The organism is Diaphorobacter caeni, from assembly GCF_015354245.1.
GTDB lineage: Bacteria > Pseudomonadota > Gammaproteobacteria > Burkholderiales > Burkholderiaceae_C > Diaphorobacter_A > Diaphorobacter_A caeni.
Map to the genome: position 1 here is coordinate 111496 of NZ_JADKYZ010000001.1, position 21274 is coordinate 132769.

Sequence of the window (21274 nt, forward strand, 5' to 3'; positions counted from 1 at the left end):
AAACTTTCGATGAGACTTTGTGTTCCGCTGCAGGCAGCCGGGACGATTGGAAATTTAGGAGAATGCAATGAGAGTTTCGGCTTCGGTCAAGAAGATTTGCCGCAACTGCAAGATCATCCGCCGCAAGGGCGTTGTGCGTGTGATCTGTACAGATGCACGCCACAAGCAGCGCCAAGGCTGATTGAGATAATAGAGGACGCAAATGGCACGTATCGCTGGTATCAATATTCCTCCGCATCAGCATGCTGAGATTGGCCTGACGGCTATCTATGGCATCGGTCGCACACGCGCTCGCAAGATCTGCGAAGCATGCGGAATCGCCTTCTCCAAGAAGGTCAAAGACTTCACCGACGCGGATCTGGAAAAGATCCGTGATCAAATCGCTCAGTTCACCATCGAAGGTGACCTGCGTCGCGAAACCACCATGAACATCAAGCGTTTGATGGACATCGGTTGCTATCGTGGCTTCCGCCATCGTCGTGGCCTGCCTATGCGTGGTCAGCGTACGCGCACCAATGCCCGCACTCGCAAGGGTCCGCGCAAGGGCGCAGCGGCACTCAAGAAGTAAATAGGTAGAGCACTATGGCTAAATCTCCCGCAAACAATGCAGCACAACGTGTCCGCAAGAAGGTTCGCAAGAACGTTTCGGACGGTATCGCTCACGTGCATGCATCGTTCAACAACACGATCATCACCATCACTGATCGCCAAGGCAACGCTCTGTCGTGGGCTTCGTCCGGCGGCCAGGGTTTCAAGGGCTCGCGCAAGTCGACTCCGTTTGCTGCTCAGGTAGCTTCGGAAGTGGCTGGTCGCGCCGCCATTGAACAGGGTATCAAGAACCTCGACGTCGAGATCAAGGGTCCAGGCCCAGGTCGCGAGTCGTCGGTGCGCGCTCTGGGCGCACTGGGCATCCGCATCACTTCGATCTCCGACGTGACGCCGGTTCCCCACAACGGCTGCCGCCCTCAAAAGCGTCGTCGTATCTAATCTCTTCATAAGCCCACCGCCACCAACGCTTTCAGCGATGGTGGCTCCCGCGTTGGTCAAACAGCGCGGCAGATGAAAACAAGGAAGCTCAAGTGGCACGTTACCTCGGCCCCAAGGCCAAACTCTCCCGCCGTGAAGGCACTGACCTGTTCCTGAAGAGCGCACGTCGCTCGATCTCGGACAAGTGCAAGTTCGACACGAAGCCTGGCCAACACGGCCGCACTTCGGGTGCACGTACCTCGGACTACGGTCTGCAACTGCGCGAAAAGCAAAAAGTAAAGCGCATGTACGGCGTGCTCGAGAAGCAATTCCGTCGCTACTTCGAAATGGCCGACAGCAAGAAGGGCAACACCGGTGCCAATCTCCTGTCCGTGCTCGAGTCGCGTCTGGACAATGTCGTGTACCGCATGGGCTTCGGCTCCACACGTGCTGAAGCACGTCAGCTGGTGTCGCACAAGGCCATCACCGTGAACGGTCAATCCGTAAACATCGCTTCCTACTTGGTGAAGGCTGGTGATGTGGTTGCCGTGCGTGAGAAGTCCAAGAAGCAGGCTCGTATCGTCGAAGCCCTGCAACTGGCTCAACAAGTGGGCCTGCCCGCTTGGGTCGAGGTGAACGTGGACAAGGTCGAAGGCGTCTTCAAGAAGTCTCCTGACCGTGACGAATTCGCAGCCGACATCAACGAATCGCTGATCGTTGAGTTGTACTCGCGTTAATTCTCCGCTCGGCTGAAGAGTTTTCGAGAAACTGTTCCTAAACCGCGAGGCATCGCGGTTTAGGCGCTTCACTAGCCTTACCGGTGTAACGAGCTGGGGGTATTAAGAGGAAGTCCGCATGCAAACCAATTTGCTGAAGCCCAAGGCAATCAACGTTGAACAGCTTGGTCACAACCGTGCCAAGGTCGAGTTGGAGCCGTTTGAGCGTGGTTACGGCCACACACTGGGCAATGCTATCCGCCGCGTACTGCTCTCCTCCATGGTTGGCTACGCAGCAACGGAAGTGACCATCGCTGGCGTGCTCCACGAGTACTCGTCCATCGACGGCGTTCAGGAAGATGTCGTCAACATCCTGCTGAACCTGAAGGGTGTAGTCTTCAAGCTGCACAACCGTGACGAAGTGACCCTGAGCCTGCGCAAGGATGGCGAAGGCGTTGTCACCGCACAAGACATCCAGACTCCGCATGACGTCGAAATCGTCAATCCGGATCACGTGATTGCACATCTGTCTGCCGGCGGCAAGCTGGACATGCAGATCAAGGTGGAAAAGGGCCGTGGTTATGTGCCGGGCAACCTGCGCCGCTATTCCGACGAATCGACCAAGTCGATCGGCCGTATTGTTCTGGACGCATCGTTCTCCCCCGTGAAGCGCGTGAGCTACACCGTGGAAAGCGCCCGCGTGGAACAGCGCACCGACCTGGACAAGCTGGTCGTCGAGATCGAAACCAACGGTGCCATCACCGCTGAAGACGCAGTGCGCGCCTCCGCCAAGATTCTGGTGGAACAGCTGGCTGTGTTCGCTCAGCTCGAAGGCGGCGAACTGGCTGCGTTCGATGCTCCATCGGGTTCGCGCAACAACGCGACGTTCGATCCTATCCTGCTGCGTCCAGTGGACGAGCTGGAACTGACCGTGCGTTCCGCCAACTGCCTGAAGGCCGAAAACATCTACTACATCGGTGATCTGATCCAGCGCACCGAGAACGAGCTGCTCAAGACGCCTAATCTGGGTCGCAAGTCGCTCAACGAAATCAAGGAAGTTCTTGCCTCGCGTGGTCTCACGCTCGGCATGAAGCTCGAGAACTGGCCACCAGCCGGCCTCGACAAGCGTTGATTCAAAACGCTATAATCGCAGGCTTGCCAGTTTTTGACTGGTGAGCTTTGCAAAAAGCAAGGACCGAGTGCATCGCGCCCGGTCACACCGCGCAGCGGCCAGTACCTGATCCGGCTGGCCGCTAAAACATTTTTAAAAGGATATTCCCATGCGCCACGGTCTCGGCCTTCGCAAACTGAATCGCACCAGCTCGCACCGCCTCGCGATGCTGAAGAACATGATGAACTCGCTCATCGAGCACGAGGCCATCAAGACCACCGTTCCAAAGGCCAAGGAACTGCGCCGCGTGATCGAGCCCATGATCACTCTGGCCAAGGTGGACACGGTTGCCAACCGTCGTCTGGCATTCGACCGCCTGCGTGACCGCGACAGCGTCACCAAGCTGTTCAACGAACTGGGCCCGCGTTTCAACGCACGTCCAGGCGGCTACACACGTATCCTGAAGATGGGTTTCCGTGTGGGCGACAATGCACCTATGGCTTACGTTGAGCTCGTCGACCGCGCTCCTGAAGCTGCTACAGAATCTACCGAATCCGCTGCTTGATTCAAAAATTACAGCAGATCTGGTATATAATAAAGACATACCGCGCGATGGAGCAGTCTGGTAGCTCGTTGGGCTCATAACCCAAAGGTCGGAGGTTCAAATCCTTCTCGCGCAACCACATTGAAAAGCCCGCTTTGAACAAAGCGGGCTTTTTCTTTTGGGTTTCACTCCAATCACTTCCACGTGACCGGTCGGCGCTTCGGGCGAATCTGGCCGGAACAATCGGTGGGCGCCTGCCTGGATGAGATCGCCTGATGGCATGATCCGAAGGCTTTGCCCGCACCCAAGCTCCACAAGCATGATGGCTGACCACTCGCATACCGTTCCCGGCACGCTGGGCATCGACTTCGGAACCTCCAACTCTGCTGCCGCCTTTTGTTCACCGGGCGGACATTCGCGCCTGTTGCCGCTGGAAGGCACTGCCACCGGCATGCCCACGGCGCTGTTCTTCAACACGGAAGAGCACCGCACGCATTTCGGGCGTGACGCGATGAAGCAGTACCTCGAGGGGGAACCTGGCCGTCTGATGCGTTCGCTCAAGAGTCTGCTCGGCAGCGCGCTGCTGCAGGAGAAGACGGCTGTGCATGACAAGCTGGTGAGCTATCAGGACATCATCTCGCTGTTTCTGCGCCATGTGGCGCAGCAGTCACGCGTGTCGCTGGAGGGAAAGCTGCCGGAGCGTGTGGTCCTCGGTCGTCCGGTGCACTTCGTGGATGAGCATCCCGAGCGTGACCGCGATGCCCAGAACGCGCTGGCCCAGGCGGCGAAGGACGCGGGTCTCGGCGAGGTCAGTTTTCAACTGGAGCCGATCGCCGCCGCGCTTGACTATGAACGACGCCTGACCAGCGAGACCATCGCGCTCGTGGTCGACATCGGCGGCGGTACCTCCGACTTCACCGTCGTGCGCCTCGGCCCCGACCACGCGGGCAAGGCGGATCGCACGAGCGACATTCTCGCCACCGGCGGCGTGCACATTGGCGGCACGGACTTCGACCATCGACTCAACGTTGAGCAGGTCATGCCGCTGCTTGGCTATCGCCACATCGGCCCGAGCGGCCGCGAGGTGCCGAGCAGCGTGTTCTTCGATCTCTCCACCTGGCACTTGATCCAGTGGCTCTACACGCAAAAGTCGCTCGCCTCGGTGCGCGCTTTGCGCACCGACTACACGGATCAGCGCATGCACGCGCGTCTCCTGCACGTGATCGAGGAGCGCGAGGGCCACCGCCTGGCCGATGCGGTGGAGCAGGCCAAGATCATCGCGTCGAGCACGCATGGCGCTGCCCCGATCCAGCTCGACTGGCTTGAGCGCGGGCTGGATGCGCAGATCACGCCGCACGATCTGCAGTCGCGGCTCGGCGCATTGCTGCAGCAGGTGGTGCAATGTGCGCAGGACTGCGTGCGGCGGGCCGGCGTCAGCGCCCCCGGTGCGATCTATCTGACCGGCGGCTCTTCGGCGCTCACCGCGCTGCGAGATGTGTTGCGCACGGCTTTCCCCGAGGTGCCGCAGGTTGAGGGCGATCTTTTTGGCGGCGTCGCCACAGGTCTGGCCTACGCCTGATCCGCGACTCCGCAGAGCACCTATGGCGTCTATGAGAGGCGCTTGAGCCATTGCATCGCGCTTCGGGTTATACCCGGGATGCGCTCCGTTTTCTTCGCCGGTACATTGACTGACTTCACGGTCGCATCGCGCTGTTGGCCCGATGTCTTCCCTGTCACTGTTCGGCTTTGAAGATCATTTGAGGAGACGCGAGAATGAAGAAAGCGATGGTTCAGTTGGTAGTGGGTGCGCTGGGAGCGTGGAGTATGACCGGCGTCGCGCAGGCGCAGGACATCAAGATCGGCTACACGGCCGATCAGTCGGCGAGCGGCGTGGCGGAACTCGGCATCGCCGGGCGCTGGGGGTTCGAGGCCGCCATTGAGGACATCAACAAGGCGGGCGGCATTCTGGGGCGCAAGGTCGTCGGCGTGATCCGCGACGATCAGGGCACGCCGCCCAAGGCGATCCAGACCGTGCAGGAGCTGATCGACAGCGAGAAGGTCAGCGGCATTGTCGGCCCCGCCAACTCGGGCAACGCGCTGGCATGGCTGCACATTCCGCAGCAAAAGAAGATTCCCGTGGTGGTGCCCATCGGCACGGCCACCGAAATCACCACGCGCTACGCCAAGGAGCCGCAGAACTACTTGTACCGCATCTCGATGGTGGACCGTGAGCAGGTCTCGCTGCTTGGCGCGTATGCGGTGAAGGCCTCCAAGGACAAGAAGATCGCGATCCTCGCGGACTCGACCGGCTACGGGCAGGGCGGCATCAAGGACGCGACCGACATCCTCGCGCTGCATGGCGTGAAGCCGGTGGCGGTGGAAAAGTACGGCCCCAAAGACACGGACATGACCTCGCAGCTCAACAAGATCAAGGCGGCGGGCGCGGACACGGTGATCATCTACGGCATTGCCGATGGCGCGGCGCAGGTGCTGCGCAGCATGGAAAAGATCAACTACATGCCGATCACGCTCGGCACCTGGGGCAATCTGAGCTCGCTGCTGCCCAAGATGGCCGGCACCAAGCTCGCGGAGCACCTGATCATGGCGGCGTCCACCACGGAAGACACCTCCGCCAAGACCAAGTCGCTGGGGCAGCGCGTGCGCGTGAACTTCCCGACGCTCACCACCTTCCCTTGCTCGGCACAGGCATATGACTCGGTCATGCTGCTGGCCGCAGCGATGAAGCAGGCCAACAGCACGGATGGCGAGAAGGTCGCCGCGGCGCTTGAGAATCTGAACAAGACCGAGGGCGTGATCAAGACCTATGACAAGCCTTTCACCAAGGCGAATCATGAAGGGTTGAGCGTCAGCGACTTTTACCTCGCGCGCTGGAAGGGCAGCGAAGTTGTTCGTTTCGAAGATTCCGTTTACAAGTCCCTCACTCCTGCCGATCTGAAGAAGTGAATTTTTCTCTTTGATTCTTTGGTCGTTTGGAGGTGACGATACCGGCCCTCATGCGTTGTTGTGGAAGCCTTGCCGTACATGCGTACTGTCTGCGGCTTCACGCCTAGCCTGAGGGCCTGTCTCGTCATTGGGGTGGTGGATTCGAACGGGGCGCTTGCTGCTGGCGCCGCTGTTTGAAGACCTTCATTGCCGTTCCCGTTCTTTCTGGTTTTCGGTGGCGTGAGGCGAATATGTTTGATTCGATTCTGCAGGCCGTCTTCAGCGGACTGGCGCTGGGCAGCATCTACGCGCTGGTGGCCGTGGGTTTCAACATCACGTTCAACACGACGAAGACGCTGAACTTCGGCCAGGGCGAGTTTCTGGTGGCGGGGGCGTTCGTGGCGGTGTCGGTGTTGCTGCTGCTGGCGGGCAAGAACATCACCGATTCCCTGCTGCCCGCCGACGTCACCTTGGGGCGCTATCTGCTCAGTCTGGTCGGCACGATGGCGGTGCTTGGTCTGCTCGGCGTGATCCTTTACTACACGGCGGTGCGGCCCTTCGTGGGGCGCGGCGGCATGGCGTGGGTGATGAGCACCATCGGCTTCGGCATCATCATCCAGAACACCGCACTTGCGATCTGGGGGCCCTCGCCGATGGTGATGCCGTCGCCGCTGGGCAGCGAGGTGATCCGCATCGGTGGCGCGGGCGTGCTGCCGCAGGAGGTGCTGGTGCTGGTGGCGAGCGTGATGGTGCTGCTGGGTCTCGACTTCATCATGCGGCGCACCAAGATCGGCAAGGCGGTGCGCGCCGTCGCGCAAAGCGGCAGCGCGGCCACGCTCATGGGCATCAACGTGACGGCCATCGTGGTGCTGGCCTTCGTCATCAGTTCCAGCCTTGCGGGCCTGGCCGGACTGCTGATCGCGCCGATCACCACGGCCTCGGTCTTCATGGGCATGTCGCTCGCGCTCAAGGCGTTTTCCTCGGCGATTCTCGGCGGGCTCACCAGTCCGCGTGGCTGCATGCTGGGCGGCTTCATTCTGGGACTGATCGAGGCACTGGTCGGGCTGTGGCAGGCCGAGCTGCGCGAGATCAGCATCTTTGTGCTCATCATCCTGGTACTCGTCGTGCGGCCGCAGGGCCTGCTGGGCCAGAAGATCGTGGAGAAGGTCTGATGATGCGCGGCGAGTCCAAACATTACCTCTGGCTGATCGTCGTGGCCGCGCTGGTGGCGGCGATTCCGCTGGTCACGAGCAATGATTTCCATCTGCGCATCGTGTTTCTGATCGGCGTGAACTACATCGCCGCATCGGGCCTCAACGTGCTGGTCAACTACACCGGGCAGAAGTCGCTCGGCCATGCCGGGCTGTTCGCGGTGGGGGCCTATGCGGTGTCGCTGCTTACCGCGCGCTGGGGATGGAATCCGTGGGCCGCCTTCGCGATGGCGGGCGTGCTCGCCGGGCTGTTCGGCGTGGTGATCGCCTTGCCCGCACTGCGCGTGAAGGGCCCGGCACTCGCGATGGTGACGATCGGCTTCGGCATCGTGGTCGAGAAGATCGTCTCCGAATGGCAGGACCTGTTCGCCGGACAACAGGGCATCTACGGCGTGATCCCGCTGAATTTCGGCGGGCAGATGTTCGGCACCAAGCAGTGGGTCTGGTTCGTGCTGATTCTCTGCGTGCTGCTGCATGTGATGTTCCGCTACTTGCTCAATGGGCGCTTCGGTCGTGCGTTTCTCGCGGTGAACACGGCCGAGGTCGCGGCCGAGAGCGTGGGCGTGAGCGTCTACAAGTTCAAGGTGCTGGCGTTCGTGATCAGCGCGTTCACCTGCGGCATCGCGGGCGCGCTGATCGCGCAGCAGAACCAGTACATCAACTCGGACTTCATCACCTTCAACCTGTCGATCTTCTTTCTGCTGATCGTGCTGTTCGGCGGCAACTCGGTCTACGGGCCGCTGCTGGGCGCGGTGGTGCTCACGCTGCTCGATTCGCTGCTCTCGCGCTGGCCCGACGTGCAGCATTTCACCTACGGCGCGCTGCTGCTGTTCGCGCTCTATGCGATGCCCAACGGCCTCGCGGGCTTCGTGCGAACGTTGGCACGCAAGTTCGCGCCGGGACTGGTGCCCAAGGAAGCGCTGCCGGACACGCTGCCCGCATGGCAGCTCAAGGCGCAGCCAGCGACGGGCGACGCGAGCGTGCTGCTCGATGCGCAGGGTCTCTACAAAGCCTATGGCGGTGTGGTGCCGACCAATGACGTGAGCCTCCAGATCCGCCCCGGCCATGTGCATTCATTGATCGGCCCGAACGGCGCAGGCAAGACCACGCTGCTCAACATCCTCTCGGGCATCGTCGCGCCCGAGCGCGGCAGCATCCTGTTTGCGGGGCAGAACATCGTCGGCGTGTCGCCCAACCGGATCGCGCGCATGGGACTTGGTCGCACGTTCCAGAACCTGCGGCTGTTCAGCGACATGAGCGTGCTCGACAACGTCAAGGTCGGACTGCACTCGCACATCAAGGCGGGATTCGTTGCGAGTCTGATCGGCGTCGGCAAGGCGCACAGGGCCGAGCTGGCCGCACGCGACGAGGCGCTGCAGATTCTCGAGCGCTTGCATCTGCGCGACAAGGCGCTGGACGTCGCGGGCAGTCTTCCCTATGGCCTGCAGCGGCGGCTGGAGCTGGCGCGCGCGCTCGCCACGCACCCCCGGCTGCTGCTGCTCGACGAGCCTGCGGCCGGTCTCAACCCGCAGGAGACGCAGGAGCTGGTGCAGGTGATCGCGCGCATCCGCGATCTGGGCATCACGGTGCTGCTGATCGAGCATCACATGGATCTGGTGATGGCGGTGTCCGACCACGTGATCGTGCTCGACTACGGTCAGAAGATCGCCGAAGGCACGCCCGCCGAGGTGCAGAACAATCCGCGCGTGATCGCCGCCTATCTGGGCAGCGATGACGAGGACGAAGCCGAGGGCGCGCACGATGAGACGGGAGGCCCGCATGCCTGAGCACAACGTATTGCTGCGCGTGGATTCCCTGCAGGTGAACTATGGCGCGGTGCAGGCGCTCAAGGGCGTTTCGCTGCATGTGAACGCGGGCGAGGTCGTCACCATCATCGGCGGCAACGGCGCGGGCAAGAGCACGCTGATGAAGGCCATCTCGGGCCTGGAGCCCGCAGCGCAGGGGAGCGTCGCGTTCGAGGGGGCGGACATCACCCGCATGCCCGGTCATCTGCGCGTGCCGCTCGGCATCGCGCAGAGCCCCGAAGGCCGTCAGGTGTTCGCCGACCAGACGGTGCATGACAACCTGCTGCTCGGTGCCTATCACCGCAAGGGTGGCGCGGCCGAGATTGCGGCCGACATCGAGCGGCAGTTCATCGCCTTTCCGCGCCTGCGCGAGCGGCGCGAGCAGATGGCGGGCACCATGTCCGGCGGCGAGCAGCAGATGCTGGCGATTGCGCGTGCGCTGATGTCGCGGCCCAAGCTGCTGCTGCTCGACGAGCCATCGCTCGGCCTCGCGCCGCTCATCGTCAAGGAGATCTTCGCCATCGTGCGGCAGCTCAAGGCGCAGGGCGTGACGATTCTGCTGGTCGAGCAGATGGCCAACCAGGCGCTGGCCGTGGCCGACCGCGCCTACGTGCTCGAGACCGGCCGCTTCACGCTCGAGGGCAGCGCGGCCGAGCTGCGGCGCGACCCCAAGGTGCGCGCCGCCTACCTCGGAGCGCATGCATGAACGAGCCCGCCGGCGACACGTATGACTATGTGATCGTCGGCAGCGGCGCGGCGGGCTCCATCGTGGCCGCGCGCCTGAGCGAAGACCCCGACGTCACGGTCTGCGTGATCGAGGCGGGGCCAGGCGACGGCCATCCCTGGCTCAAGCTGCCCGCCGGGTTCATCAAGGTCATCTTCAATCCGAAGCTGGCATGGCAGTTCAGCTCCGAGCCCACGGAGCGCACGGGCGGGCGGCGCATTCCGCTGCCTCAGGGCAAGACGCTGGGCGGCTCGACGTCGATCAACGGGCTGGTCTACAACCGTGGCCAGCGCGAAGATTTCGACGGCTGGGCGGCGCTGGGAAATCCGGGCTGGTCCTACGACGAGGTGCTGCCGTATTTCAAGCGCTCCGAGGCGTTCGTCGACGGCGGCGATCCGCTGCTGCGCGGCCACACGGGCGCGCTGAAGGTCACGCTGCCGCATTGGCCGCATCCGGTCTGCGAGGCCTTTCTGCAGGGTGCGCAAGAGCTGGGCATGCCGCTCAACCCCGACTACAACGGCGCTTCCCAGCAGGGCGTGGGTTACTTCCAGCGCACGATCCACAAGGGCTGGCGGGTGAGCACCTCGGCGGCCTTTCTGCGCCCGGCGCTGCATGGGCGCAACCTGCACGTGGTGACCAACGCGCAGGCGCAGCGCGTGGTGCTGCGCGGCGCGTCGGCGGCGGGCGTCGTGTATCGACAGGGCGGCGCCATGCACATGGCCCATGCGCGGCGCGAGGTGATCATCTGCGCCGGCGCGATCAACAGCCCCAAGCTGCTGCAGCTCTCGGGCATCGGCGACGGGGAACTGCTGCACGATCTCGGCATCGCGACGCAGGTGCATCTGCCCGGTGTGGGGCGCCACCTCAAGGACCATTTTTCGATCCGCCTCGTCGCGCGCGTGAAGAATGCAGTCACCATCAATGAGATGGCGCGCGTGCCGCGTCTGTGGGGGCAGGCCTTCGACTGGCTGCGCGGCAGGCCCAACATCCTGTCGCTGAGCCCGTCCGTCGTGCACTGGTTCTGGCAGTCGCGGAGCGGCCTCACGCGCCCCGATCTGCAGGGCGTGTTTTCGCCCGCGAGTTATCGCGAGGGCTATGTCGGCATGCTCGACCGCTACCCCGGCATGACCTGCGGCGTGTGGCAGCACCGGCCGAAAAGCGAGGGCAGCGTGCGCATCGCCTCGGTCGATCCGGCCGTCGATCCCATCGTTCAACCCCATTATCTGGATGACGCGGACGACCGCCTGACGCTGATCCGCGGCGTGCGTCTGGCGCGCGAGCTGCTGCACACCAAGGCGCTTGCGCAGTTCCGCGAGGGCGAGGTGATGCCCGGCGAGCAGGTGCAGAGCGATGACGAGATCCTCGACTTCATCAGCCGCTACGGAGTCTCGTCGTATCACCTCAACGGCACGGCGCGCATGGGGCCCGTGAGCGATGCGGGGGCCGTGGTCGACGCGCGGTTGCGGGTGCATAGCGTGCCCAACCTGCGCGTGGTCGATGCCTCGGTGATGCCCGAGATCACATCGGCCAACACCTGCGCGGCGACGATGATGATCGGGGAGAAGGGCGCCGAGTTGATACGCAGCGCCGTTTGAGATCCTGCGCGATCAGCCGCGCTTTTTCCTCGCGCGCAGATCGCGGATGCCGGGCAGCGAGGTCGGGTCTTGTCCCGCTGCGAGAATGCGGTGCTTCTGGATCTTCTGCGTGCCGGTCGTGGGAATCGCGTCGGTGAACCACCACCAGCCCGGCACCTTGTAGTAGGCCATCTCCTTGCTGCAGAACGCGAACAGTTCGTCGCAGAGCGCATCGCTGGCGGACTCGCCCGGAACGAGCACGATGCTCGCCAGCACCTCCTCTTCGCGGATGTCGTCGGGCGCGGCCATCACCGCGACGCCCTGCACCTTGGGGTGCGTGAGCAGAATCGCCTCGACCTCGGCGGCCGCGATGTTCTCGCCCGAGCGGCGGATGATGTTCTTGCGCCGATCCATGAAGTGCAGCAGACCGTCGGGGTCCTGCACGACCACGTCGCCCGTGTGGAACCAGCCGCCCGACCAGGCCTTTTCGGTGGCGGCGGGATCGTCCAGATACTCAGTGAAGAAATGCTTGCGCGGCGTCCGCTCGGAATAGCGCACCAGCAGCTCGCCCGGTGTGCCGGGCGGCACGGGCGTGCCGCTCTCGTCGGCGACCAGCGCCTCCAGTCCCGGCACGCCACGCCCGAACGAGCGGGTGCCGACCTGGCGATCCGCCGTGTAGTCGGAGAGCGTGCGCACCACCTCGGTCATGCCCCAGAGCTCGATCAGCGGAAAGCCGAAGCGCTGCTCGAACACCGCATGCAGCTGCGGCTCCACGCCCGCGCCGTAGCCGAAGCGGATGACGTGTCGCTTTTCCCATGGCGACTCGGGCTGCTTGAGCAGCAGCGGAATGATCACGCCGAGGTAATGCACGATGCTGGCGCGCGAGCTCGCGACTTCTTCCCACCAGCGCGACGGCTGGAAGCGGTCCGTCTGGATCTGGCAGCCGCCCGACAGCAGCATGCAGTAGAACGACAGGATGGACGCGTTGACGTGGAACAGCGGCAGCGGATTGAAGAGGCGCTCGCGGCCCTCCTGGATCGAGATGAAACCCGGCTGGCTCGCATACCACTTTCCGGCGGCCAGCTCGTAGGCATGCGAGAGTACGCAGCCCTTGGGCTGGCCGGTGGTGCCCGAGGTGTAGAGAATGCTCGCGGGCGTGTCCGCATGCACCTTGCCGCTCTGCGCCGCGCGCTGCGCTTTCGGCAACTGCAGCGACGTGCCGCCGTCGGCGTCGTCCGTGTCGACGGCGGTGACGGTGATGACGGCGGGTTGGTGCTTCGTGTCCTCCAGCGATTCGCGGATCGATGCCAGTCGCGACGGCAGGCAGACGACGAGATCGGCCTTCGAGTGGTCAATCAGGTAGTTCAGTTCGCGGCGACGGTAATCGGGGTTCACCGGCACGACGCAGACGCCCAGCGTGTTGAGCGCGAGCTTGTGCAGCATGTGCTCGGGGCGGCTCTCGAGCAGCAGCGCGACGCGGTGGCCGAGCCCGTACCCGGCGTCGCGGTACTGGCTGGCGAGCGCGGCGATCCGCTGTCCCGCCTCGCGGTAGCTGATCTCGACGCCTTGCTGTGCGTAGCTGCGCTGCGGGTTGGCGGGAACGGCCAGCAGGCTGTTGTCCGCGTAGCGCTCGACGGCGGCCTGCAGCGCCTCGCCGATCGTCGTCTCGTCGGTCACGGTGATCATGTTGGGGAGGCTCCTACGTTGGTTCTGCAGGCAGATGAAGATAAAGAGAAGGAGGGGTGGCTCAGGGCCGCAGCAGCGGCGAGGGCAGGGGATCCACCCCCTGATCGATGGCCGCCTGACGCTCTATCTCGAGGCTGCGCCGGAAGGCCGGCCGCGCTTGCAGACGCTGCCAGTAGGCCTGCGTGGCGGGACCCCATTGCGCCGACATGTCGAGATGCTCCGACAGCATCAGCGCGTAGCTCACGGCGACGTCGGCGGCGGTGAATCGCCCGGCACAGAGAAACTCGCGCTGCGACACGGCCGCTTCCACGGCCTTGAGGCGGCCAAAGAACCAGCGCGAATAGTCTTCGACCACCTGCGGCTGGCGGCGCTCGGCCGGCTCGAAGTGGGTGTAGCGCAGCACCAGCGTGAGCGGAAACGTGAGCGTCGCGTCCGACATGAACAGCCAGTTCAGGTAGGCGGCGTACGCCACGTCACCGGGCTGCACGGCGAGCGGCGTGTCGGGAGCGAGGCTGCAGAGGTACTGACAGATGGCGCTCGATTCGGTGAGGCGCTGATCGCCGTCGAGCAGCAGCGGCACCGTGCCCAGCGGGTTGAGTTCAAGAAAGCTGCGCCGCAGGACGCGCGGGGGGAACGGCAGCATGGTCAAACGGTACGGCAGACCGAGTTCCTCGAACATCCACAGTGCCCGGAACGAGCGTGCGCTGACGCTGTGAAAAAGCTCCATCACTCCACTGTCTCCTGATGATTCTTGTCGCTTCCTCGCCACTGCTTGGCGAGCGTTCGCATGTGATGACGATGGTAAACGCAATGGATTCGCCTGTGGCGCCCGATGGCCTCAGAAATCTCGCACATCAAGGGAACCTCTGCACGAATGAGATCGACGCGTGCTGGCGCAGCCTTGTTGGGCGGTCTTCGGCGTTGGAAATCCCATCCCGATCTGCATCCAGCCGCTTGACGATGATTCGTGCAGAGGCCCCAAGCTGACGAAACCATTGCGATTTGTCTCAATAAAGCGTGTTTTGCAGCATCTCGTAACTCTACAGAGGGGGCGTAGCCCTGCTGTTTATTGATTTTTATCACGCGGATTGCAAACTGATGAGCCAATGCGATTTCTTGTGCGGGCGTTGTATTGAATTCACTTTGCAAGGGGCCATCTGCAGCGCCTGTTCATGGATACTCTAGGAGCCTGATATGTTCCCCGAAAAAATTGCCAAGTCCCACCTGCTCAAGCTCAACCGCATGCTTGACGACATCGCGCGCGCGAGCCGCGATCTGGACGCGCTGCGGCTGGCCTACCAATGCATTGCGGATGAATGCGAAAACGACCTGCACTGCGGCACCGATTGCGCTCCTGCGCCCGGCGTGCTCGGACAGGCGCAGGCGCAGCGCTGTGCGGAGATCGTGACCGCGCATGGGGCGCTCAAGTCCGACATCGAACTGGCGCTCGGCTGCGGTACCGATGGTAAGCAGGTATGCGCACTGCAGTCGCGGCTCGACTCGCTGGAAGACGAGCGTGACGCGCTCGACTCCGATCTGCGCGCGACCCAGCGCTCGCTTTGGAAACGAAGACTGTTCGCGATGGAAGATCCGCCCTAGCTGAGGATGAGCCACTTCCGTCGAAAAGATTGAAAGCGTGCCAACCACGCTGTGATGGATCGAAAGAACAACAAGAAGAGATGAGTTGGATGTCCCCGTCGGACCTCAGGCGCGATCCGCGATGCGCTGCCGGACTGACTTGAAAAGGGACGCGGAATGATGCGCTGGTCGAGAGACTGCACAAGTCTTCTACGCACATGCGCGCAGCGGTCGAATGCTCCATGCCAGAGCGTTGGTCGCGCCATTCATTCCATTTCGGCAGCGCTTTCCCGCATGACCGAATGCGCACTGCCTTCAGCCCCGTGCCCGGCAGGCTTCGCGCGCAACACACCCGATTTTCCTTGCCCCACCTCGTGGATTCACTCGTCCTCGGCGTCCCCTTCGTCGTCGTTGTCGCTCGACTTCAAAGCGAGCGCCATGTCGTAGAGCCGATTGCGCGCGCCGCCGGTGATCTGCGCGGTCAGGCGCACGGCGGTCTTCATCGGCAGCTCGGCGAGCAGCAACAGCAGGATCTGCTGTTCCTTGGGGTCGTGCTCGTCGCTCTGCGCGGCAGGATGGATCACCACCACGAACTCGCCGCGGCTGTGCTGGCTGTCCGACTGCAGCCAGGCCGAGAGGGCGTTGGCCGCATGCGTGGTGATCTGCTCGAACTGCTTGCTGATCTCGCGCGCCAGCGTCACAGGGCGCTCACCCAGCACGGACAGCGCCTTGGCGAGCTCTTCGATGCGGTGCGGCGCCTCCAGCAGCACGATGGCGCGCGGCTCAAGCGCGAGCCGGTCGATGACCGTGGCGCGCTCGGCCGACTTGGTCGGCAGAAATCCGGCGAACAGAAAGCCTTGGGCGTCGGGCGAGACGATGCCCGCCACGCTGATGGCCGTGGTCACGCTGCTGGCCCCTGGCAGCGGAATGGAGCGCAGCCCCGCCTGCTGCACGGCCGCGCACAGGCGCGCGCCGGGGTCGCTCACGCCGGGGGTGCCCGCATCGCTCACATAGACAACCCGTTTGCCTTGTTGCAGCAGATCGATCACCTGCGCCGAGCGCTCGGCCTCGTTGTGCTGGTGCACGGCGAGCAACTGGCTGCCGGACTTGTCGAGGCCGTAGGCGCGCAGCATCTGCTGGGTGTGGCGGGTGTCCTCGCAGGCGACATGGTCGGCCAGTTGCAACACATGCAGGGCGCGCAGCGTGATATCCGCCAGATTGCCGATCGGGGTCGCCACGACGTACAGCGACCCCTGCGGATAATGTTGAGCACCGGCTGCTTCCTGGGCAGCTGTCAGGGCAGAGGCAAAAGATGTGCTCATGGGATTTCCTGAAAAGAATGAAGGGGCGGGCGGCGCAAGCCACTGACGGTGCCGGTGCCGCTGGTCCGGAGCCGACCACGCGCGTGCAGGGCATGCTCGCGGAGGATCAGGCGCTGGCTTATCTCGAGAAGGCCGGGCTGAAGCTCGTCACCCGCAATTATCGAACCCCCGGCCGGGGCGGCGGAGAAATCGACCTGATCATGCGTGATCGCGATGGAACGCTGGTCTTCGTCGAGGTGCGCAGCCGGGGTTCGGCCCAGTTCGGCGGGGCTGGGGCGAGCATCGGGCAGACCAAGCAGCGGCGCATCATTCTGGCGGCAAGGCACTATCTGGCGGCGCTGCGCGCCCATCCGCCGTGCCGCTTTGACGTGGTGCTGATCGAGGGGCAGCCGGTGTGGCTCAAGAGCGCATTCGACGCGGGGGATTGAGTTTTTGGCAGGTTTTATCGCCAAGAATGGATATATGCCGATACGGATTTGGGATTCAGACACTTCGCGTTGGCGCCAGCCAAGTATCATCGGCAGTCCATGCTTGAGCAACGAATCCAACAACATTTCATCGACAGCGCCGACGTCAAATACCAGGCGGCGCAGGCCTTGAGCGACCCCATCAACGCGGCGGTGCAGGCGCTGCTCGCCTGCGTCACCAACGGCTCCAAGGTGCTGGCCTGTGGCTCGGGGCTGTCGTCCGCGCAGGCGCAGCAGTTCGCCATGATGTGCGTGGCGGGCTTCGAGCGCGAGCGCCCGGAGCTGGCCGCCATCGCGCTTTCTGCCGATGCGGGCTGGTCGGGTTCGTTGGGTCAGTCGTTTGAAGTGGGCGCGTTTGCCCGGCAGGTGCGCGCCCTGGGCGCTGCGGGCGACGTGCTGCTGGTGCTGTGCGTCAATGGCGACGAGCCCGCGCTGCTGGAGGCCGTGCTTGCGGCGCATGAGCGCGACATGTCGGTGATCGCCCTGTGCGCGCGCGATTCGGGAGCCATGGGAGGCGTCATGCGCGAGACGGACGTGCAGGTCTGTGTGCCGCACGAACGTGCCGCCCGCGTGCGCGAGGTGCATTTGCTCATCCTGCACTGTCTGTGCGACGGTGTGGATACCCAGTTGTTAGGTGAACAGGAGATGCTTTGATGAAATTCCTTCATGCCCGTACCACTTGCACCGTGCTCGCGGCGACGCTGCTGGCCGCTGGCCTGACCACCGCCTGCGCCCCCGTGGTGCTTGGCGGCGGCGCGGTGATGGGCACGCTGATGGCTACGGATCGCCGCACCACCGGCATCCAGGTCGAGGACGAAGGCATCGAGAACAAGGTCGCCGGCCGCCTCAAGGACGTCATGAATGGCCGTGGCCACTTCAACGTGACCAGCTTCAACCGCCAGGTACTGCTGACCGGCGAAGTCCCGACGATCGAGGAAAGCCAGAAGGCAGAGAAGGAAGCCCGCGCGGTCGAGAACGTGAAGTCGGTGGTCAACGAGCTCGGTGTGATGGAGAACTCCGGTTTTTCCCAGCGCTCGCGCGACACGCTGATCACCGGCAAGGTCAAGGCCAGCCTGGTGGACGCCAAGGATCTGTCGTCCAACGTGTTCAAGGTCGTGACCGAGCGTGATGTTGTCTACCTGATGGGCCGCGTCACGCCGCGTGAAGCCAAGCGGTCCGCCGAAATCGCACGGGGTGTGGACAACGTGCGCAAGGTGGTTCGAGTTTTTGAAGTGATTTCCGAAGACGAGTTGGCCAACTACAGCAAGCAGCAGGGTGCGCCTGTGCAGGATGCGGGCTCCCCTGGAACTTCTTCTTCTGCTTCCTCTTCTTCCTCTGGGACAGTGACTCCGACGCCGCTTGCGGCTGAACCGGCACCTGCGGCTCCATCAGGGCCATCGCGTACCGAGATTCAAGGTACGCCGTTGCCTGCGATTCAGACGGCGCCTGTTCGCTGAGTGTCTTGGATGAAGCCTTTGGCTTCAACGGTGGGTCGTTTGGAGGCGGCAATACAGCCCCTCATGCGTCGTTGCGAATCCTTGCCGTACGAGAGTACTGTCTGCGGCTTCGACGCCTAGCCTGAGGGGCTGTCTTGCCGTTGGGGTGGGGATCGAGAGCCCGGAGCGCTTCGCGGGCCCGCTGTCTTGAACACAAATAGAAAAGCCGGTTGGGACTTGGGTCCTGACCGGCTTTTGTTTTGTTGGGATGTTTGTTACTGCGTTGGTTTGCGCAGGCGGGTGATGAGACTGGAGGTATCCCAGCGGGCTCCGCCGGACTGCTGCACGTCGCCGTAGAACTGGTCCACGAGCGCGGTCACGGGCACGCGGGCGCCGTTGCGCTTGGCTTCGTCGAGCACGAGGCCCAGGTCCTTGCGCATCCAGTCGACGGCGAAGCCGAAGTCGAACTTGCCTTGCACCATTGTCTTGCCGCGGTTTTCCATCTGCCAGCTCTGGGCTGCGCCCTTGCTGATGACGTCGAGCACCACGTTCATGTCGAGATTCGCCTGCTGGCCGAAGGCGATGGCTTCCGACAGGCCCTGCACCAGACCGGCGATGCAGATCTGGTTGACCATCTTGGCGAGCTGGCCTGCGCCGCTGTCGCCGATCAGCGTGAAGGCGCGCGAGAACGCAAGTGCCGTGGGGCGGGTGTCGTCAAAGGTCGTCTGGTCGCCGCCGCACATCACCGTGAGCTGGCCGTTCTGGGCACCGGCCTGGCCGCCGGAGACCGGCGCGTCCATGAACTGCAGGCCGAGCGACTGCGCCTTTTCGTAGAGTTCGCGCGCCACCTGGGCCGAGGCCGTGGTGTGGTCAACGAAGATGGTGTTGGCGCCCATGCCGGCGAATGCGCCGTGCTCGCCGAGCACGACGGAGCGCAGGTCGTCATCGTTGCCGACGCAGCAGAACACGATCTCGGCGGCCTTCACGGCCTCTTTGGGCGTCTTGCCGAAGCTGCCGCCGAATTCCTGGACCCAGGCTTCGGCCTTGGCCGGGGTGCGGTTGTAGACCGACACCTGATGCCCCGCCTTGGCCAGATGCCCGGCCATGGGATAGCCCATGACGCCCAGACCCAGAAACGCGACCTTGCGCGCGGGGATGGCGTCATACGTGCGGGGATTGATGCTGCTCATTTATCAAAAACTCCAGTGGTTCGTTCAGTGGCCCGGGGTTCGGAGTCCCGGGAGGCGGGGGTCAGACGATCGCGAAATGCTCGGTTCCGGCCGACAGGTCGGTGGTCTTGGCGCGCTGGCTGCTCAGCTTGATCTGCAGGCGCAGGTCGTTGACCGAGTCGGCGTTCCGCAGGGCGTCCTCATACGTGATCATGTTGGCTTCGAACAGGTCGAACAGCGCCTGGTCAAACGTCTGCATGCCGAGGTTGCGGCTCTTCTTCATGATTTCCTTGATCTCGGCGACTTCGCCCTTGAAGATCAGGTCGGCGATCAGCGGCGAGTTCAGCATGATCTCCACGGCGGCGGCGCGGCCCTTGCCGTCCTGCTTGGGGATCAGGCGCTGCGAGACGAGCGCGCGCAGGTTCAGCGACAGGTCCATCAGCAGCTGCGCGCGGCGCTCTTCGGGGAAGAAGTTGATGATGCGGTCCAGCGCCTGGTTGGCGGAGTTGGCGTGCAGCGTGGCCAGGCACAGGTGACCGGTTTCGGCGAAGGCCACGGCGTGCTCCATGGTTTCGCGGTCGCGGATTTCGCCCATCAGGATGACGTCGGGAGCTTGGCGCAGCGTGTTCTTGAGCGCGGCTTCCCAGCTGTCGGTGTCCAGACCCACTTCACGCTGGGTGACCACGCAGTTCTTGTGCGGATGCACGAATTCCACCGGGTCTTCCACGGTGATGATGTGGCCGAAGGAGTTTTCGTTGCGCCAGTCGAGCATGGCGGCCAGCGTGGTCGATTTGCCCGAGCCGGTCGCGCCCACCAGAATGCACAGGCCGCGTTTGGCCATGGTCACGTCCTTGAGCACCTGCGGCACGCCGAGGCCATCGATGGTCGGCAGCGTGAGCGGAATCGTCCGCAGCACCAGACCGACGCGGCCCTGCTGCACGAACGCGTTCACGCGGAAGCGGCCGATGCCGGCGGGCGAAATCGCGAAGTTGCATTCCTTGGTGCGCTCGAAGTCGGCTACCTGCTTGTCGCTCATGATCGAGCGCGCGAGCATCAGCGTGTGCGACGGCGTCAGCGGCTGGGGCGAGACCTTGGTGATCTTGCCGTCCACCTTGATCGCGGGGGGGAACTCGGCCGTGATGAACAGGTCACTGCCGCCCCGGCCGACCATCAGGCGCAGCAGATCGTTGATGAATTTACTGGCCTGATCGCGTTCCATGTTGTTCCTCTCGGTCTGTTCGGCTGCCCGGAGTGGGGCGGCTCTTGGAAATGTAGGGGTGTTGCGTGAAGGTGAAGGTGGAGGCGGGCGGCCCGTCGGCGCGCTTCATCCGTTGGGATTGTCGCTGAGCCGGGAGCTCACCACCCGCAGGCGCAGCGACAATTTTCGGGCCAGCAGAGCGATCAGCGCGGCCGCCAGTGGCGCGTCCTGCGCCATCATGTCGTCGAGCGCCTCGGCGCTCAGCACGGCGATCTCGCAGTCGGTGAGCGTGGTGCAGGTGGAAAAGCGGATGCCGCTGTCCAGCAGCGACATCTCGCCCAGAATGTCTCCGGGGCGGGTTTCGGCCAGCCGCAGGTGCTCGCCCCAGGGCTGGCGTCTGTCCACGCCGATGCTGCCGGTGAGCAGCACGATCATGAAATTGCCGTATTCGTCCTGACGGATCAGGTCACGGTTGGGAGACACCTGCGCGAACGCGAAGAAGCGCTGCATGCGCTCCAGCGCTTCCTTGTTCAGGTGCGACATGTACTGGTCCTTTTCCCAGACCGACTCAAGCAGCTTGCCGCCACGGCTCTTGGGCAGGCGTGTGGCGACGACCTCGACCGCGCGCGCATCCCATGGAGCCGCCGCCTTGCCGGCGCTCTTGCCCATCGAGAAAGCGGTCGTGAACAGGGTCGACTCTCCAACTTCCCTGGCTTCTCTGGGGCTCCTGGATTTGAGCAGGTCGAGGATGCCTTTCATGTGGTGTCTTCCTGTTCCGGCGCTGCCTGAGCGCCGAAGGTTGGGTGCGTCTGGCGCCTACCTCG

General features: G+C 63.6%; 23 protein-coding genes and 1 tRNA gene. 17 read left to right on the plus strand and 7 right to left on the minus strand.

The genetic code is table 11. From position 1 onward, the window contains the following. Positions 1–67 precede the first annotated feature (67 nt). The 13 genes from rpmJ to ISG32_RS00595 all read left to right on the plus strand — a co-directional run bounded on the left by rpmJ (position 68) and on the right by ISG32_RS00595 (position 11615). On the plus strand, positions 68–181 hold the full coding sequence (gene rpmJ, locus ISG32_RS00535) for a 50S ribosomal protein L36 (RefSeq protein ID WP_019576345.1): 114 nt from the start codon (positions 68–70) through the stop codon (positions 179–181). A gap of 21 nt (positions 182–202) precedes the next feature. After that, the gene (rpsM, locus tag ISG32_RS00540) at positions 203–568 is read left to right on the plus strand and encodes a 30S ribosomal protein S13 (RefSeq protein WP_194769086.1); all 366 of its coding nucleotides are present in this window, start codon (positions 203–205) and stop codon (positions 566–568) included. A 14-nt stretch (positions 569–582) separates the two neighbouring features. After that, positions 583–987 (plus strand): 30S ribosomal protein S11, encoded by a 405-nt coding sequence (rpsK, locus tag ISG32_RS00545; protein WP_011793799.1) that lies wholly within the window; start codon positions 583–585, stop codon positions 985–987. 92 nt (positions 988–1079) lie between these two features. Then, the gene (rpsD, locus tag ISG32_RS00550) at positions 1080–1703 is read left to right on the plus strand and encodes a 30S ribosomal protein S4 (protein ID WP_194769087.1); all 624 of its coding nucleotides are present in this window, start codon (positions 1080–1082) and stop codon (positions 1701–1703) included. A 118-nt stretch (positions 1704–1821) separates the two neighbouring features. Continuing rightward, positions 1822–2814 (plus strand): DNA-directed RNA polymerase subunit alpha, encoded by a 993-nt coding sequence (locus ISG32_RS00555; protein WP_166067726.1) that lies wholly within the window; start codon positions 1822–1824, stop codon positions 2812–2814. A 148-nt stretch (positions 2815–2962) separates the two neighbouring features. After that, complete coding sequence (gene rplQ, locus ISG32_RS00560; protein WP_194769088.1) at positions 2963–3358, plus strand: 50S ribosomal protein L17; 396 nt, start codon at positions 2963–2965, stop codon at positions 3356–3358. 41 nt (positions 3359–3399) lie between these two features. Next, a tRNA-Met gene (locus ISG32_RS00565) sits at positions 3400–3476 on the plus strand. Between the two features lie 180 nt (positions 3477–3656). Beyond that, complete coding sequence (locus ISG32_RS00570; protein ID WP_407645012.1) at positions 3657–4916, plus strand: Hsp70 family protein; 1260 nt, start codon at positions 3657–3659, stop codon at positions 4914–4916. Positions 4917–5122: 206 nt separating this feature from the next. Further along, on the plus strand, positions 5123–6301 hold the full coding sequence (locus ISG32_RS00575) for an ABC transporter substrate-binding protein (RefSeq protein WP_228529558.1): 1179 nt from the start codon (positions 5123–5125) through the stop codon (positions 6299–6301). Between the two features lie 230 nt (positions 6302–6531). Further along, positions 6532–7452: a branched-chain amino acid ABC transporter permease gene (locus ISG32_RS00580; RefSeq protein ID WP_194769090.1), complete on the plus strand. Its 921-nt coding sequence runs from the start codon at positions 6532–6534 to the stop codon at positions 7450–7452. A gap of 2 nt (positions 7453–7454) precedes the next feature. After that, complete coding sequence (locus ISG32_RS00585) at positions 7455–9278, plus strand: branched-chain amino acid ABC transporter ATP-binding protein/permease (protein ID WP_194769680.1); 1824 nt, start codon at positions 7455–7457, stop codon at positions 9276–9278. Further along, a complete protein-coding gene (locus tag ISG32_RS00590; RefSeq protein ID WP_194769091.1) occupies positions 9271–10002 on the plus strand; it encodes an ABC transporter ATP-binding protein in 732 nt (243 codons plus the stop codon). The genes ISG32_RS00585 and ISG32_RS00590 overlap by 8 nt, the downstream gene beginning before the upstream one ends. Beyond that, complete coding sequence (locus ISG32_RS00595) at positions 9999–11615, plus strand: GMC family oxidoreductase (RefSeq protein ID WP_194769092.1); 1617 nt, start codon at positions 9999–10001, stop codon at positions 11613–11615. Before ISG32_RS00590 ends, ISG32_RS00595 begins: the two co-directional genes overlap by 4 nt. A gap of 12 nt (positions 11616–11627) precedes the next feature. Here the strand turns inward: ISG32_RS00595 and ISG32_RS00600 are convergent, their stop codons facing one another. From ISG32_RS00600 to ISG32_RS00610, 3 genes are all read right to left on the minus strand, one after another. After that, positions 11628–13280: an AMP-binding protein gene (locus ISG32_RS00600; RefSeq protein WP_194769093.1), complete on the minus strand. Its 1653-nt coding sequence runs from the start codon at positions 13278–13280 to the stop codon at positions 11628–11630. 61 nt (positions 13281–13341) lie between these two features. Next, positions 13342–14007: a glutathione S-transferase family protein gene (locus ISG32_RS00605; protein WP_228529510.1), complete on the minus strand. Its 666-nt coding sequence runs from the start codon at positions 14005–14007 to the stop codon at positions 13342–13344. Further along, positions 14007–14429 (minus strand): hypothetical protein, encoded by a 423-nt coding sequence (locus tag ISG32_RS00610; protein WP_194769095.1) that lies wholly within the window; start codon positions 14427–14429, stop codon positions 14007–14009. The genes ISG32_RS00605 and ISG32_RS00610 overlap by 1 nt, the downstream gene beginning before the upstream one ends. A gap of 45 nt (positions 14430–14474) precedes the next feature. On the opposite strand from ISG32_RS00610, the gene ISG32_RS00615 reads away from it, so the two are divergent. After that, positions 14475–14879, plus strand: coding sequence for a hypothetical protein (locus tag ISG32_RS00615; protein WP_194769096.1), 405 nt, complete (start codon positions 14475–14477; stop codon positions 14877–14879). Between the two features lie 359 nt (positions 14880–15238). Here ISG32_RS00615 and rsmI read toward each other — a convergent pair whose 3' ends face one another. After that, on the minus strand, positions 15239–16180 hold the full coding sequence (gene rsmI, locus ISG32_RS00620; protein WP_194769097.1) for a 16S rRNA (cytidine(1402)-2'-O)-methyltransferase: 942 nt from the start codon (positions 16178–16180) through the stop codon (positions 15239–15241). A 17-nt stretch (positions 16181–16197) separates the two neighbouring features. Between rsmI and ISG32_RS00625 the strand changes: the two genes are divergently transcribed. From ISG32_RS00625 to ISG32_RS00635, 3 genes are all read left to right on the plus strand, one after another. Beyond that, on the plus strand, positions 16198–16608 hold the full coding sequence (locus ISG32_RS00625) for a YraN family protein (RefSeq protein ID WP_194769098.1): 411 nt from the start codon (positions 16198–16200) through the stop codon (positions 16606–16608). 99 nt (positions 16609–16707) lie between these two features. Beyond that, entirely contained in the window at positions 16708–17301 is a 594-nt protein-coding gene (locus ISG32_RS00630) for an SIS domain-containing protein (protein ID WP_194769099.1), read from the plus strand. After that, positions 17301–18104: a BON domain-containing protein gene (locus tag ISG32_RS00635; RefSeq protein WP_194769100.1), complete on the plus strand. Its 804-nt coding sequence runs from the start codon at positions 17301–17303 to the stop codon at positions 18102–18104. The genes ISG32_RS00630 and ISG32_RS00635 overlap by 1 nt, the downstream gene beginning before the upstream one ends. 254 nt (positions 18105–18358) lie before the next feature. Here ISG32_RS00635 and ISG32_RS00640 read toward each other — a convergent pair whose 3' ends face one another. From ISG32_RS00640 to ISG32_RS00650, 3 genes are all read right to left on the minus strand, one after another. Next, positions 18359–19273, minus strand: a complete 915-nt coding sequence (locus tag ISG32_RS00640; protein WP_194769101.1) for an NAD(P)-dependent oxidoreductase — start codon at positions 19271–19273, stop codon at positions 18359–18361. 61 nt (positions 19274–19334) lie between these two features. Next, entirely contained in the window at positions 19335–20471 is a 1137-nt protein-coding gene (locus tag ISG32_RS00645; RefSeq protein ID WP_194769102.1) for a PilT/PilU family type 4a pilus ATPase, read from the minus strand. A gap of 105 nt (positions 20472–20576) precedes the next feature. Beyond that, a complete protein-coding gene (locus tag ISG32_RS00650; protein WP_194769103.1) occupies positions 20577–21209 on the minus strand; it encodes a cyclic nucleotide-binding domain-containing protein in 633 nt (210 codons plus the stop codon). Between the last annotated feature and the right edge of the window lie 65 nt (positions 21210–21274).